Raw genomic sequence first — 14,945 nt, 5'->3', positions numbered from 1 at the left:
GCGCCAAGGCTTGAAACGGGCGGCGGCGCAGGCACCCCCCTGGTTCGGGCGGTCAGGCGGGCCGTGCTTGTTCGGTCATTTCCGGGCTGGGGTCTTGCCCGCATCGGGGGCACATCGCCGTCTATCGCCGACCTAAAAATAGCCCAAACCACCCCTTTCACAATCGTAAAAAGTGTATCACTGACGGACACATCGCTTCGGCCGTCAGTCTGTAACCATTCCGTTACAGGCCTGTCCTTTTGCCCCCTTGCCGGGAAAGCTAGTCTCGACGCTCCAAACCGATAATGGGGACTTCATGTTCAATCGCCGTGCCTTCCTGGCCGCCAGCGCCGCCTCCGTCGCCCTGGCCGCGGCCGGTCCCGGCCTCGCCGCCGACGCGTCAGCCCAAACGCCAGCGGGGGGCAAGGCCGCCGCGGACCTGAATCACCTGCTGGACGTGTTCTTCCAGGAGGATCTTCGGCGCAGCCCTGAAGGCGCCACCATGGCCGGCATGGATACCGGCACCCTGGCGGGCCTGCGGGGCAAGCTGGACGACCGCAGCGACGCGGGGCGCAAGGCCAACGACGCGGCGACGGCGGACCAGTTGCGCCGGCTGCGTGGCATCGACCGCAAGGCGCTGACGGGCATCGACGCCGTGAATTACGACAGTGTGGACTATGTCCTGACCGACGCGATGGAAACCGCCACCAGGTTCCCCTTCGGCTCTGGCGGCTCCCCCTATGTGCTGTGCCAGTTGGCGGGCGCTTACCAGTCCATCCCCAACTTCCTGGATGTCCACCACCCGGTCGAGGGCAAGGCCGACGCCGACGCCTATCTGGCGCGCCTTGAGGCTTTCGCCAGTGCCCTGGATACCGAGACGGCGCAGTTCAAGCGCGACGCCGCAGAGGGCATCCTGGCCGCCGACTTCATGCTGGACACCACGCTGACCCAGCTGCGGGCACTCCGGGTTGACGTCGCCCAGTCCGGGCTGGTGTCATCGCTGGCCAAGCGGGCGGCGGCCAAGGGCTTGGGCGACGCCTACGGCGCCGAGGCGGCCAAGGTCTACACCGACAAGGTGGGGCCGGCGCTGGACCGGCAGATCGCGGCGGTGGCGGCGGGCCGGGCCAAGGCCACGCACGACGCCGGCGTCTGGCATATCAAGGACGGTGCCGCCTGGTACGCCCAGGGCCTGAAATCCAGCACCACCACCACCCTATCCCCGGACGAGGTGCACCAGATCGGGCTGGACCAGGCGCGGGAGATCGGCGCGCGCCTGGACACGCTGCTGAAAGCGCAAGGCCTGAGCCAGGGCACGGTGGCGGAGCGGATCAAGGCCCTGCGCGCCCGGCCGGAGAGCACCTATCCCAACACCGATGCCGGCAAGGCTCAGCTGGTGGCCGATCTGCAAGTCAAGCTGGACGACATGGTGTCGCGCCTGCCGCGCATGTTCCGCGACCTGCCCAAGGCCAAGGCGCGGGTGCAGCGCGTGCCGACGGCCATCGAGGCTGGCGCCCCTTTGGCCTACTACGAATCCCCGCCGCTGGAAGGCGACCGGGTGGGCACCATCTACTTCAACCTGCACGACACGGCGGAATGGCCGAAATGGTCGCTGCCCTCCACCCTCTATCATGAGGGGATCCCCGGCCATCACCTGCAAGGCTGCCTCGCCCAGGAAACCCCGGGCATCCCCCTCTACCGCGCCAACATGTTCTTCTCCGGCTATGGCGAGGGCTGGGCGCTGTATGCCGAGCAACTGGCGGATGAGCTGGGCATGTACGACGCCGACCCGCTGGGCCGCATCGGCTACCTGAAGTTCCTGCTGTTCCGGGCCGGCCGCTGCGTCATCGACACCGGCATGCACCACAAGCGGTGGACCCGCGAGCAGGCCGTCGACTACATGGTCAACCTGACGGGTGACGCCCCCACCGCCATGACGCGTGAGGTCGACCGCTATTGCGCCTGGCCCGGCCAGGCCTGCAGCTACAAGATTGGGCACACGATGTGGAACCGGCTGCGTGACGAGGCCAAGGCCGCGCTGGGCGCCAAGTTCGACATCAAGGACTTCCATCAGGTGGGCCTGAACTCCGGCGCCGTGCCGCTGGACGTGCTGCAGACCATGATGGGGGACTACATCGCCCGGGTTAAGCGGGGCTGAGCCCCGGCGTCCGCCGGTGAATGGGGCGCACCCGCGACATTGCCGGTGCGCCTTTTCGCCGCCAACCATTCGGCATCCGCCACGCGTGAAAGGGGGGCGTCCCAATCCCGTGAGCCCCCCCATGCCCGTGCGATTGTCACCGTGCGCAGCGGCGCTCCTGCTGCTGACCTTGTCTTTCCCGCCCACGGGCGCCCAGGCCCAGGCGGCGACTCCACCGGCTTTCCCCAAGACGGCGGACACCAGCTACACCGCCGCCCTCTATATCCTGGACGGCCAGGTGGTGAAGGCCCGTTCCACCCCGGCGGCCGTATCCGGTGGCGATGCCGATGGCGGTAACGCCACGGGCATCACCGTGAAGTCCGATACCACGGATCTCAACGGCGTTTTTGTGCGGGGATCGGACTACACCGTCGCCGACAGCCACATCACCCTCAGCGGCAACGGCAGCGACGACTTCGTGGGCTTGGGCGCCGGCGCCATGATCGACGGTGGCGGCACGCTGGTGTTGCGCAAGGTCGACATCACCACCGATGGCCTGATCCGCCCGGCGACCATGGCGGCCGACCACGGCGTGCTGAAGGTCTATGACAGCACCTTGCGCGCCAACGGCGGCATCCTGCCACCGGACTACAAGCCCCGCATTGGCCCCGGCATGGCCGAACCGCCGGCCGGCCTGCACATCGGTGGCACGGCGCGCGCCGCGCTGACCGTGGGCAATGGCCAAAGCTATTTCTACCGCAGCACCATCATCGCCAACGGCTGGGGCGCCCTGTCGACCGACGCCGCCGATGCCAAAGTCTATGTCGAAGCCGACCACAGCATCATCCAGGTCCAAGGGCCGGGTTATGGCGTTTATGCCGACAGCCGCTGCCAAGTGGTGCTGAACCACACCAGCATCACCGCCCAGACCTTCGACGCCATCATGGCCGGCGTGTCGACGCTGGCCTGGACGGACGTGACGGCCAGGTCCGAGGGCAACGGCGTCATGGTGCACAATGTGATGGGCACTCCCGCCGAGGTGGCAACCTTGAGCATCAAGGATGGGACGCTGGAAACGGGGGGCGACGCCATTCTGGTGCGCAGCGCCAACCTGGCGCTGGATCTGGAGGGCGCTACGGTGAAGCCCTGGAACGGCGTGCTGCTGCGGTCCGTAATCAGCGACGACCCCTTCGCCACCAAGGTCAACGGTCAGGCGGCCCCCGGCATCGTCGCCCGCTTCGCCCACATGATCGTGACGGGCGACGTCCTGCACCAGGACAAGGACCGGCCCATGGTGCTGGAGTTGCAGGACACCGTCCTGAAAGGCCGCATCCTGGCCGCGCGTGTGAAGCTGGGGGCCGGCGCGCGCTGGACCGCCACGGCGGACTCCACGGTGACCCTGTTGGACGCCATCGCCGTGGACGGCATCGACGCCCCTTCCGGGATCACCATCACCGCCGCGGCGGGACCGGGCACGACGCTGAAAGGCATTTATAAGCTGGCCAGCGGCGGCATGCTGAAGGTCGACTGAGGCACCCAAAGGAAACAACCCGGGAAGCGAACCTCCCGGGTTGTCGTTGTGCAACCGGATGATGCCGCGTGTGCTGTCAGGCGGCGCGGGCTTCCGCCAGGAAGTTCTCCACCAGGCCGCGCATCTTCTCGGCCTCGCGGGCCATGGAGGTGGCGGCCGTCAGGACGTCATGGGCGGAATGGCCGGTGTCGTCCGCGGCGGTCGACACGCCCTGGATGTTCTGGGTGACGCTGTCGGCGCCCGCTGCCGCCTGCTGGACGTTGCGGGCGATCTCCTGGGTCGCGGCCCCCTGCTCCTCCACCGCCGAGGCGATGGTGGTGGCGATGCTGTTGATGTTTTCGATGGTGCCGGAGATGGCGCCGATGGCGGCCACCGCCTCGCGCGTCGCTTCCTGGACGGAGGCGATCTGGGTGCTGATCTCCTCGGTGGCTTTCGAGGTCTGGTTGGCCAGGCTCTTGACCTCGCTCGCCACCACGGCGAAGCCCTTGCCGGCCTCACCGGCGCGGGCCGCCTCGATGGTGGCGTTCAGGGCCAGCAGGTTGGTCTGGCTGGCGATGTTGGTGATCAGGCCGACGATCTCGCCGATCTTCTGGGTGGTCTGCTCCAGCCCGGCGACGATGGCGCCGGTGTGCGTCGCCTGGCGGACGGCGTCGCCGGCCACGGTGGCCGACTGGGCCACCTGGCGACTGATCTCCCCGATGGAGGAGCTGAGTTCCTCGGCGGCGGCGGCCACGGTCTGCACGTTGGCCGAGGCTTCGACGGCGGCGGCCGCCACGGTGGCGGACTGGCGGGTGGTCTGCTCGGCCGAGGCGGACAGCGAGCTGGCGGTGGCCTGCATCTCGGTCGCGGCCGAGGCCACGGCGCCGATGACGTCGCCGGCCTTGACGTCGAAGGTGCGGGTCAGGGTCTCCAAGGCGGCGGCGCGGGCGACGCGGGCGGCCTGCTCCTTTTCCTGTTCGGCGCGCAGGCGTTCGGTTTCGCGGGCGTTGTCGCGGAACACCAGGGCCGTCTTGGCGATATCGCCCACCTCGTCACCGCGCTCGCTGCCGAAGACCTCGATGTCCAGGCGGCCATGGGCCAGGTCCTGCAGGTTGCGGACGATGTGGCCAATGGGGGTCACCAGGCCGCGGTGGGCGATCAGCATGCCGACGACGATGCCGATGGCGATGCCGACGACGGCGACGATCACGATCATCCAGGTCAGTTCGCGGGCGACGGTCTGCGCCTCTTTGGCGAGGGCGGTGCCATCTTGGTCCAAGGCGTCCTGCAATGTTTTGATCTTGTTTGACAGGGCGGTGGCGACTGCGCGCGACTGTGCCACCTCGGTCAGGATTTCCTGGCGGGCCGCGTCATTCTTCAGGTCCACGTGCTTGCCGCCCATGGCCAGTGTGCTGTCCAACTCCTTTTTGTAGGCATCGAAGGAGGTTTTTATCTCGCCCAGGATTGGACGGTATTTCTCCTCCGCTTGCTGCTCCAGAAGGCTGACGTTCTGAATGAACTCGGCCACACGGCCATCCTGGCTCTTCACCACTTCGGCGAAATCCTGCGGATTGGCGGCCAGGCGGTATTCGCCCCGGTTCATGAGGATGATGTTGGTGTTCAGCTTGGATGCCTGGTTCAGGTTCGTGCCCATCACGTCCAGGCGATGGGTCGCGATCGACAACTTGGACATACCGACATAGCCGGCGATGGCGATAGTGACGGCGACAGCCGTCATCACCATAATCACCAAACTGATTTTGATGATAATTTTTGAATTCTGTAGCACGGCGCTCTCTTTTCTTCGGTGATTTGTGTGATTTAAAGCGCATTCCCGCAAAAAAGGCGGGACTGCCGCTGTCAATTCGCGATAAATAAATGATCGTCCGTAATAATTATTTAAATATCGTGCAAATACACTTCAGGATCGGAAACGCAACTTGTGTATAGTGTGGACTTTTCGATAAGTGGACTCATTAGCGGGGGGCTGCGCTGACAGCCCAGATTTTATGCGCTGATGGTGTTTCCTGGGGCGATCGGTCCCTGAAAGATCAAGCCGGATGGGATTGATGACCGAATCGTTGAAGAGCTCTGTCCAGAAACATGTCCGCATTCATGTGATCTGTAGGCCGCTGGCCGCAGACTAAAATGGAAAAACCGGCGAGATGTCCATTGCAGCGCATTATTTACAATATTCACATTCCGCTTGGTAGAAATAATGTTTGCACATGGGGTTGTAGTCTTGCGGAGCGTCGGCCCCATACCACCGGCAACGGATTCTGATGTGCTGCCGGTGGCGTCGGTGGCGTCGGTGACGGCGGGCTCCGGGGCGTTCACCTGGTGTAAGGGGCCTTAATCGGTCGCGGTCAGAAATCGGTCGCGGTCAGACGCCGCAGGGGTAAGGCCGGGGATGATGGGGGCGTGCGCGCCCGCCGTGAGGATGCCGATACACGGAAGGAGGGCGTCCGAACGCGTCCACGAAACGTTTTCCGAAATGACCAGGATTGGTGAATCCGGACAGGTTGCTGATTTCGGCGATCGATTTGTTACGGAAGTTGGGATTGCCGAGAAGGGATCGGGCGAATTCCAGACGCATCGCCATCAGTTCCTTGCTGAAGCTCGTTCCCGCCGCGGCGAAGAGGGCATGCAGGGTGCGCTTTGAAATGCCCTGCTGGTCGGCAAAGGTGGTGGGGGTCAGGGTCTGGTCGTGAAGACGCTCCCGCATGGCTTGGCGCAGGCGGTCCATGGTCGCCTTCTGTCCCGTTCTCAAAGGGGGAGGGGCTTGGCCCGCCGCCAGAACAAGAAGTGCGGCGATCTGGTCGGCGATGTCGCCGGGGGCCAGCGGCAGGTGGGGGACGGCTTCAGGTGAAAGCTCCGCCAGGACACAGGAAAGGGCCCGCCCCCAGCCGTTGCTGTCGCAAATGGGTTTTAGCGCCAGCTCTTCCGGGAAGGGTGTCCGGGCGGTCAGCCATGCCCTTGGTAGCGTAAGGATCTTGGCCTGCGTTATCGAATCATAGCGCAACAGATATCCTGCCGCAGTCTCCACCAGGATCCATTGGCCGGAATTCAGCGTGATATTTGTTGAGGCCCGCTCGCTGGATATGGACGCTGCGCCCTTTGCCACGTATAGCAGGAAAAAGTCATCGATATGCTCATGGCCCAGAAAGCGCTTTTGTCTTGATATGGAGTGTATTCCAACATTTATTGAAAATAAATATGCTGGCCCGAGCGGTGTAAATGATGCTGATGCAGTGAAATCGGTCTGTATTGGGAATTCAATGTGAAGTCCTGGCCGCAGAGATTGTATTTTCCTGCGCCAGAATGACTTTGCCTCGTCGAACCTCAAATCTCCCGTCGTGAAAGAAGAACTCTGTTTGGGCGCGAGAAATGGTGGCGCCATTTTGACTCTCCTGGATTTTATCTGTTAATTTCTTCCAGGTTACCTCTTAAGAAATTCGCGTTGCGGGATTGTTTTTTGTCTGGTTGCTTTGCGAGCGCACAAATTCTCACTTGCGCGTGCATAAGAAGGAACAACCCGGGAAGCGAACTTCCCGGGTTGTTGTTGTGCAACCGGATGATGCCGCGTGTGCTGTCAGGCGGCGCGGGCTTCCGCCAGGAAGTTCTCCACCAGGCCGCGCATCTTCTCGGCCTCGCGGGCCATGGAGGTGGCGGCCGTCAGGACGTCATGGGCGGAATGGCCGGTGTCGTCCGCGGCGGTCGACACGCCCTGGATGTTCTGGGTGACGCTGTCAGCACCTTCGGCCGCCTGCTGGACGTTGCGGGCGATCTCCTGGGTCGCGGCGCCCTGCTCCTCCACCGCCGAGGCGATGGTGGTGGCGATGCTGTTGATGTTTTCGATGGTGCCGGAGATGGCGCCGATGGCGGCCACCGCCTCGCGCGTCGCCTCCTGGACCGAGGCGATCTGGGTGCTGATCTCTTCGGTGGCCTTCGAGGTCTGGTTGGCCAGGCTCTTGACCTCGCTCGCCACCACGGCGAAGCCCTTGCCGGCCTCACCGGCGCGGGCGGCCTCAATGGTGGCGTTCAGGGCCAGCAGGTTGGTCTGGCTGGCGATGTTGGTGATCAGGCCGACGATCTCGCCGATCTTCTGGGTGGTCTGCTCCAGCCCGGCGACGATGGCGCCGGTGTGCGTCGCCTGGCGGACGGCGTCGCCGGCCACGGTGGCCGACTGGGCCACCTGGCGACTGATCTCCCCGATGGAGGAGCTGAGTTCCTCGGCGGCGGCGGCCACGGTCTGCACGTTGGCCGAGGCTTCGACGGCGGCGGCGGCCACGGTGGCGGACTGGCGGGTGGTCTGCTCGGCCGAGGCGGACAGCGAGCTGGCGGTGGCCTGCATCTCGGTCGCGGCCGAGGCCACGGCGCCGATGACGTCACCGGCCTTGACGTCGAAGGTGCGGGTCAGGGTCTCCAAGGCGGCGGCGCGGGCGACGCGGGCGGCCTGCTCCTTCTCCTGTTCGGCGCGCAGGCGTTCGGTCTCGCGGGCGTTGTCGCGGAACACCAGGGCCGTCTTGGCGATATCGCCCACCTCGTCCCCACGCTCGGTGCCGAAGACCTCGATGTCCAGGCGGCCGTGGGCCAGGTCCTGCAGGTTGTGGACGATATGCCCGATGGGGGCCACCAGGCCGCGACGGGCGATCAGCATGCCGACGACGATGCCGACGGCGATGCCGACGACGGCGACGATCAGGATCATCCAGGTCAGGTCGCGGGCGACGGTCTGCGCGTCCTGGGCGACGGTGGTGCCGTCGTCGTCGAGGGCATCCTGCAGCGTTTTGATTTTTGCTGAAAGGGCGGTGGAGGCGGTGCGCGACTGCGCCACCTCGGTCAAGATTTCCTGGCGGGCCGCGTCATTCTTCAGGTCCGCGTGCTTGCGGCCCATGGCCAGCGTGCCGTCAAATTCCTTTTTGTACGCATCGAACGCCACCTTGATTTCAGCCAGATTCGGAAGGTACTTCGCTTCCGCCTGCTGTTCCAACGCGGTCATGTTTTTCGAAAACTCATCGATGCGGCCCGCCACATTCTTGGCCACCTCGTCGGCGTCCGCGGGGCTGGCAGCGATGCGGTATTCGCCCCGGTTCATAAAGACGACATTCACGTTCAGCTTCGACGCCTGGTGCAGGTTGGCGCCCATCACGTCCAGGCGATGGGCGGCGAGCGCCAGCTTGGACATGCCGACATAGCCGGCGACACCGATGGCGACGGCCGCCAACGCCATCACGAGGATGACAAGGTTTATCTTGGTGATGATCTTGGCGTTGGCCAGCATGATGGCGGTCCTTGTCACGGCGGGCGGTCCCGCTGAGATAACAGTGATTGGTTAAGGCGCCGTAAAGATCATGGGCCAAATTTGGAGGTCAACCCCCCACCGCCCAGCGTATATTGCGGGGCAGCTATAATTTTAAGACTACCAAAGCCTTCTCGGAAATATTCTTTCCAGCGGCAAGGGGAAAGTTGCGAAAATGACCTTCGCGATTCAACACTTTCGCCGCCGTTATTTGAATGGCGCCGCTGAAGCGTCAGAGCGTAGCGTAATTAGGCGCACCTATCCTGCGGAAAGCGTCTTTATAGTCCCGTCCGAGGGCTAACCATGGGGTCGCCAGGGATGAGGCCGGGATGGCGTCCCATCACCGTCACGCTTTCCCGCCGCCATGGACAGGGGTGCCGTCATTGCCTAAAGTCGCGGCTCGATTTTCCGCACTCAAGTTCACTAAGGCGACGGGTTCCCGCACATGCGCTCCTCCCAGTTTTTCCTGCCCACCTTGAAGGAAACCCCGGCGGAGGCGCAGATCGCCTCGCACCGGCTGATGTTGCGCGCCGGCATGATCCGGCAGACCAGCGCCGGCATCTACGCCTGGTTGCCGCTGGGCTGGAAGGTCCTGCGCAAGATCTCGCAGATCGTGCGGGAGGAGCAGGACGCCGCCGGCGCCCAGGAACTGCTGATGCCCACCATCCAGTCGGCGGAGCTGTGGCGCCAGTCGGGCCGCTATGACGACTACGGCAAGGAGATGCTGCGCATCACCGACCGCCATGACCGCGAGCTGCTGTACGGTCCCACGAACGAGGAGATGATCACCGACATCTTCAAGACCTTCGTGCGCAGCTACAAGGATCTACCCAAGAACCTGTACCACATCCAGTGGAAGTTCCGGGACGAGATCCGCCCCCGTTTCGGCATCATGCGCGGCCGCGAGTTCTTGATGAAGGACAATTACTCCTTCGACCTGGACGCCGAAGGGGCCAAGCTGTCCTATCGCAAGATGTTCCTGGCCTACCTGCGCACCTTCGCCCGCATGGGCCTGAAGGCCATTCCCATGCGCGCCGACACCGGCCCCATCGGCGGCGACCTCAGCCATGAGTTCATCATCCTGGCGGAGACGGGTGAAAGCGGCGTGTTCTGCCACAAGGACTGGCTGGAACTGGACGTGCTGCAGAATGCGCCGGAGGCCGGCAGCGACCTGAAGGACTTCTTCGCCAAGTACACCAGCATCTATGCCGCCACGGATGAGAAGCACGACGCCGCCACCTGCGAGGTGCCGGAGGACCAGCTGGTTTCCGCCCGCGGCATCGAGGTGGGGCACATCTTCTATTTCGGCACCAAATATTCCAAGCCCATGGGTGCCGTGGTCGCCGGCCCGGATGGCGAGCCGGTGGCGGTGGAGATGGGCAGCTACGGCATCGGCGTGTCGCGCCTGATGGGCGCCATCATCGAGTCCAGCCATGACGAGAACGGCATCATCTGGCCGGAGGCGGTGGCCCCCTTCCAGGTCGGCCTGATCAACCTGAAGGCTGACGATGTCGCCTGCGCCACCCTGTGCGATGAGCTGTACGCCAAGCTGAACGCCGCCGGCGTGGAAACGCTCTACGACGACCGCAACGAGCGGCCGGGCGCCAAGTTCGCCGACATGGACCTGATCGGCCTGCCCTGGCAGCTGACCGTGGGCCCGCGCGGCCTGAAGGCGGGCGTGGTGGAATTGAAGCGCCGCGCCACCGGCGAGAAGCGTGAGCTGCCGGTGGACCAGGCGTTGGCCGAGCTGATCAAGGCCTGATCTGCTGCCAAGAAACGGGACGCCCGCCCTTTTGGCACGTGCTAGGGGGCGGGTGCCTTTTTTCCGCCCAGAATCGCGCGCATTGCCTCCACACCTTTCCACCCTGACGGCCGGGTCCTCATGATCTTTTCCGCCTTCGAACGCATGGTCGCGATGCGCTACCTCCGGGCGCGCCGGCAGGAGGGGTTCATCTCCGTCATCGCCGGCTTTTCCCTGCTGGGCATCGGCCTGGGCGTGGCCACCCTTATCATCGTCATGTCGGTGATGAGCGGCTTCCGCACGGAATTGCTGGGGCGCGTGCTGGGGCTGTACGCCCATATCGAGGTGCAGTCCCTGCTGGGCCCCCTGCCGGAGAACGACGCCGTGGGCCAGCGCCTGCTGACGGTGCCCGGCGTCACCGCCGTCATGCCGACGGTGGAGGGCCAGGCGCTGATCACCCAGGACGGCACCGCCAGCGCGGCCTATGTCCATGGCATCACCCCGGCGGATTTCCGCCGCCGGCCCATCGTCTCCACCCACATCGTCGAGGGGGCGGCCGAGGCGTTCGGTGCCGCGACCGGCGCCACCGGTGACGAGGCCAACCTGGGCGACGGCATCGCCATCGGCAGCCGCATGGCCCGCCGCTTGAACCTGCATGTGGGTGATCAACTGCGCCTGGTCAGCCCCCGCTTCAACCAGACGGCCTTCGGCTCCATCCCCCGCGCCCGGACTTACCCCATCGCCGCCATCTTCGACGTCGGCATGTACGATGTCGACAACGGCCTGGTGTTCATGCCGCTGGCGGCGGCGCAAACCTTCTTCGGTGTCGCCAACGGCTATACCTCGCTGGAGGTCTTCGTCCAGGACCCCACCCACATCGATCCCTATCTGAAGGCGGCCGCCCAGGCGGCGGGCCAGGAATACCGCCTCTATGACTGGCGCCAGCGCAGCGCCGCCTTCGTCAGCGCCATCGACGTGGAACGCAACGTCATGTTCCTGATCCTGTCGCTGATCATCCTGGTGGCGGCGTTCAATGTCATTTCCAGCATGATCATGCTGGTCAAGGACAAGGGGCGCGACATCGCCATCCTGCGCACCATGGGGGCCAGCCGGGGCATGATCCTGCGCATCTTCTTCCTGACGGGCGCCAGCATCGGCCTGACCGGCACCGTGTTCGGCGTGGTGCTGGGGGTGCTGTTCACCAAGAACATCGAAGCCATCCGCCAGTTCATCCAGTCCATCATCGGCCGCGACCTGTTCAACGCCGAGATTTACTTCTTCACCCAAATCCCGGCCAAGCTGGACTGGATGGAGGTGACGCAGGTGGGCATCATGGCCCTGTTCCTGTCCTTCGCCGCCACCATCTACCCGTCCTGGCGGGCCGCCCGCCTCGATCCGGTGGAGGCCCTGCGCTATGAGTGACCTGCCCGTGATGGATGTCCCCAACTCCCGTCCCGTGGTGGGCGAAACCGTCCTGGAACTGTCGGGGGTCATCCGCCGCTTCCAGCAGGCCGGCAACGTGCTGGAGGTGCTGCGCGGTGCCGCCTGCGCCGTCCGCCGGGGGGAGATCGTGGCCCTGGTGGGGCCCAGCGGCGCCGGCAAGTCCACCCTGCTGCATATCGCCGGTTTGCTGGAACATGCCGATGGCGGCGTGATCCGCATCGCCGGCCGCGACGCCGCCACCTTGGACGATGCTGGGCGGACGGCCCTGCGGCGGGAGACCATCGGCTTCGTCTACCAGTTCCACCACCTGCTGCCGGAATTCAGCGCGGAGGAGAACATCGTCCTGCCGCAGATGATCGCCGGCGTTCCCAAGGCGGCGGCGCGGGAGCGGGCCAAGGAACTGCTGTCCCTGGTGGGCCTGGCCGCCCGTGCCAGCCATCGCCCGGCCCGCCTGTCGGGCGGCGAGCAGCAGCGCGTGGCCATCGCCCGTGCGCTGGCCAACCGGCCCAGCCTGCTGATCGCGGATGAACCCACCGGCAACCTGGACCACCACACGGCCGACGACGTCTTCGCCCTGCTGACCGACCTGGTTCGGGGCAGTGGCACGGGCCCGGGGGGGCGCAAAGACGGCTTTGGCGCCCTGGTCGCCACCCATAACCTTGATCTGGCGGCCCGCATGGACCGGGTGATCGAACTGCGGGACGGCGTGCTGGTGGAAACGTGAGCCAGCTGCGCCTCGACCTGCCGCCGGGTTTCGACCCGGATGCGGCGTGGCGCTACCATGGGCGCGACTGGTACCGCGATCGCGACGCCCCGGCGGAGCGGGTGGCCGGGCCGGCCCTGACCAAGGCGCTGGATATCGACGGCCGGGCCTATCTCCTGACCCTGACGGCCCCGGCCGCCGGTGGGGTCCTGGTCATGGGTGTGGACAGCGACGATCCCCTGATCCTGGCGCACGCCCAGCGCGTGGCCCTGCGCATGCTGGGCCTGACGCCGGCCCTGGCCGATGCCGCCGCTGGGCTGGAGGCACGGGCGGACACGGATGCGGAGACGGCGCGCCTGGTGGGCAGCCGCCGGGGCTACCGTCCCCCTCTGTCCGCCACGGTGTTCGAGGCGCTGGCCTGGGCCATCATCGGCCAGCAGATCAACCTGACCTTCGCCTCGGATCTGCGCCGCCAGCTGATCCTGTTGGCCGGGCGGCGCCACCCCTCGGGCATGATCGCCCATCCGGACGCGGCGGCGGTGGCGGCCATGGACCCGGCGCTGTTGACCGAGCGGCGTTTCTCCCGCTCCAAAGCCCGCTACCTGATCGATGCCGCCCAGGCGGCGGTGGACGGCCGGCTGGATTTGGATGCCCTGGAACGGCTGGACACCGACCCCACGGGCGAGGCGGCGGCGGAGGTGGCGCTGCTGGCCCTGCGCGGCATCGGGCCATGGACCGCCAACTACGTGCTGATGCGCGGCTGCGGCCTGCCCGACCGGGTGCCGGTGGGCGATGCCGGCCTGGCGGCCGCCCTGCAGCGCTTCCACGGGCTGGACCGCCGCCCCACGGCGGAGGAACAGGGAACGCTGATGCGGCCCCACGCCCCTTGGCGCAGCTTGGCCACCGCCCATCTGTGGGCCAGCCTGGCCTGAGGGCTGCGGCGCGGTGTCGCAATCGCCCGCTCCGCTGGAGTCGCGCACGGTGTTCCGGACGCGGCGTGCTTGTTGCACAAAGGCGAATTTGCAATATAGAGGGGAATTTCAACTGACGGGGTTTGTCCCTTCATGCGCCCCATCCGCCTCGCCGCGTTCGCTTTTTCCGCGTTCCTGACGGCGGGGGCGGTGTCCGCCGCGCCGTCCGACTGCCACCTCACAAAGGTGGCCGAATTGGCGGTGCGGCTTGATGGCGGCCGTCCGGTCGTCGAAGGCACCTTGAACGGCCAGCCCATTCGCGTGGCGGTCAGCACCGGCAGCTACAAGACCATCCTGTCCGAAGCGGCGGCAAGGCGCCTGGGACTGGAGGTCACGCCCCTACCCATGGCCCACCACGTGATCACGCCGGGACGGGGCGTGCGCGAAATCGGTTCGGCTCCCGTGCAAAGCCTGTCCATTGGTGGCTGGCAGGCGGAAAACCTGACCATGGAGGTCGTTCCCATCCATTTCGGCAAAGATGTGGATCTGAGCCTGGGCCAGGATATCTTCTCCCAGGCGGATGTGGAGCTGGATTTGGCTCACGACACCATCCGCTTCTTCCACCCGCAGGGCTGTGACGACGTTCCACTGGCCTATTGGGCGGACACCTACGCCGAAGCCACCATGCAGTACGCGCAGAATGAGCGGCGGCGCTTCAGCAACCGCGTCCCCGTGCGGCTGAACGGCCATGAATTTCTGGCTCGCCTGTCCACCGGTACGGTCTACAGCACGCTTAGCGACACCATCGCCCATCAGGCGGGGGTTTATGAGGGCAACCCCGGCGTCACCACCCTGGGCATGGTGGGGCCATCTGATCATGAGAAGTACCCCCTGTCCGTCGGTACTTTCGATAGTTTCACTATTGGTGACGAAACCGTCAGCAATGTGAAGCTGCGCTTCACCCGCTTCAACCCGGACTTCATCTCCGACGTGGGGCGGCAGGTGTGGGGACTGATCCTGGGCATGGACTTCATTAGGTCGCACCGCATCTACATCGCCAACAGCCAGGACAAGCTCTATTTTACCAACGTCTCCCGGCCTGTTTTCGATACCCAATCCCCTGCGCTCCAGACGCCCCCGCCCCAGACACCTGCGCCCCAGACCGCCCCGGGCGAAAAGACGGCCGCCAATCCCTGAGCCGGCCGTCCGCGACACGAAGGAC

General features: G+C 65.5%; 10 protein-coding genes. 7 read left to right on the top strand and 3 right to left on the bottom strand.

Annotated elements, in window-relative coordinates:
• Window positions 1-295: 295 nt before the first annotated feature.
• Window positions 296-2,134: a DUF885 domain-containing protein gene (locus tag FHS74_RS10800; RefSeq protein ID WP_184800254.1), complete on the top strand. Its 1,839-nt coding sequence runs from the start codon at window positions 296-298 to the stop codon at window positions 2,132-2,134.
• Window positions 2,135-2,255: 121 nt separating this feature from the next.
• Entirely contained in the window at window positions 2,256-3,644 is a 1,389-nt protein-coding gene (locus FHS74_RS10795; RefSeq protein ID WP_184800251.1) for a hypothetical protein, read from the top strand.
• Window positions 3,645-3,720: 76 nt separating this feature from the next.
• Here FHS74_RS10795 and FHS74_RS30960 read toward each other — a convergent pair whose 3' ends face one another.
• The 3 genes from FHS74_RS30960 to FHS74_RS30955 all read right to left on the bottom strand — a co-directional run bounded on the left by FHS74_RS30960 (window position 3,721) and on the right by FHS74_RS30955 (window position 8,925).
• The gene (locus tag FHS74_RS30960) at window positions 3,721-5,361 is read right to left on the bottom strand and encodes a methyl-accepting chemotaxis protein (protein WP_184800249.1); all 1,641 of its coding nucleotides are present in this window, start codon (window positions 5,359-5,361) and stop codon (window positions 3,721-3,723) included.
• A 645-nt stretch (window positions 5,362-6,006) separates the two neighbouring features.
• Entirely contained in the window at window positions 6,007-7,023 is a 1,017-nt protein-coding gene (locus FHS74_RS10785) for a helix-turn-helix domain-containing protein (RefSeq protein ID WP_184800247.1), read from the bottom strand.
• A 192-nt stretch (window positions 7,024-7,215) separates the two neighbouring features.
• On the bottom strand, window positions 7,216-8,925 hold the full coding sequence (locus FHS74_RS30955; RefSeq protein WP_184800245.1) for a methyl-accepting chemotaxis protein: 1,710 nt from the start codon (window positions 8,923-8,925) through the stop codon (window positions 7,216-7,218).
• Window positions 8,926-9,370: 445 nt separating this feature from the next.
• Here FHS74_RS30955 and proS point away from each other — a divergent pair, with 445 nt between their 5' ends.
• The 5 genes from proS to FHS74_RS10755 all read left to right on the top strand — a co-directional run bounded on the left by proS (window position 9,371) and on the right by FHS74_RS10755 (window position 14,920).
• On the top strand, window positions 9,371-10,687 hold the full coding sequence (gene proS / locus FHS74_RS10775; RefSeq protein ID WP_184800243.1) for a proline--tRNA ligase: 1,317 nt from the start codon (window positions 9,371-9,373) through the stop codon (window positions 10,685-10,687).
• A 120-nt stretch (window positions 10,688-10,807) separates the two neighbouring features.
• Complete coding sequence (locus FHS74_RS10770) at window positions 10,808-12,088, top strand: lipoprotein-releasing ABC transporter permease subunit (RefSeq protein WP_184800241.1); 1,281 nt, start codon at window positions 10,808-10,810, stop codon at window positions 12,086-12,088.
• On the top strand, window positions 12,081-12,833 hold the full coding sequence (locus tag FHS74_RS10765; protein ID WP_246463051.1) for an ABC transporter ATP-binding protein: 753 nt from the start codon (window positions 12,081-12,083) through the stop codon (window positions 12,831-12,833). The genes FHS74_RS10770 and FHS74_RS10765 overlap by 8 nt, the downstream gene beginning before the upstream one ends.
• Window positions 12,830-13,744, top strand: coding sequence for a DNA glycosylase family protein (locus tag FHS74_RS10760; protein WP_184800239.1), 915 nt, complete (start codon window positions 12,830-12,832; stop codon window positions 13,742-13,744). Before FHS74_RS10765 ends, FHS74_RS10760 begins: the two co-directional genes overlap by 4 nt.
• Before the next feature lie 132 nt (window positions 13,745-13,876).
• Window positions 13,877-14,920 (top strand): retropepsin-like aspartic protease, encoded by a 1,044-nt coding sequence (locus tag FHS74_RS10755; protein ID WP_184800237.1) that lies wholly within the window; start codon window positions 13,877-13,879, stop codon window positions 14,918-14,920.
• Window positions 14,921-14,945: the final 25 nt, after the last annotated feature.

This window comes from Nitrospirillum iridis, from assembly GCF_014205765.1.
Taxonomy (GTDB): domain Bacteria; phylum Pseudomonadota; class Alphaproteobacteria; order Azospirillales; family Azospirillaceae; genus Nitrospirillum; species Nitrospirillum iridis.
The sequence above is the reverse complement of the archived record's forward strand: the minus strand, read 5'-3'. Positions and strand labels throughout refer to the sequence as shown.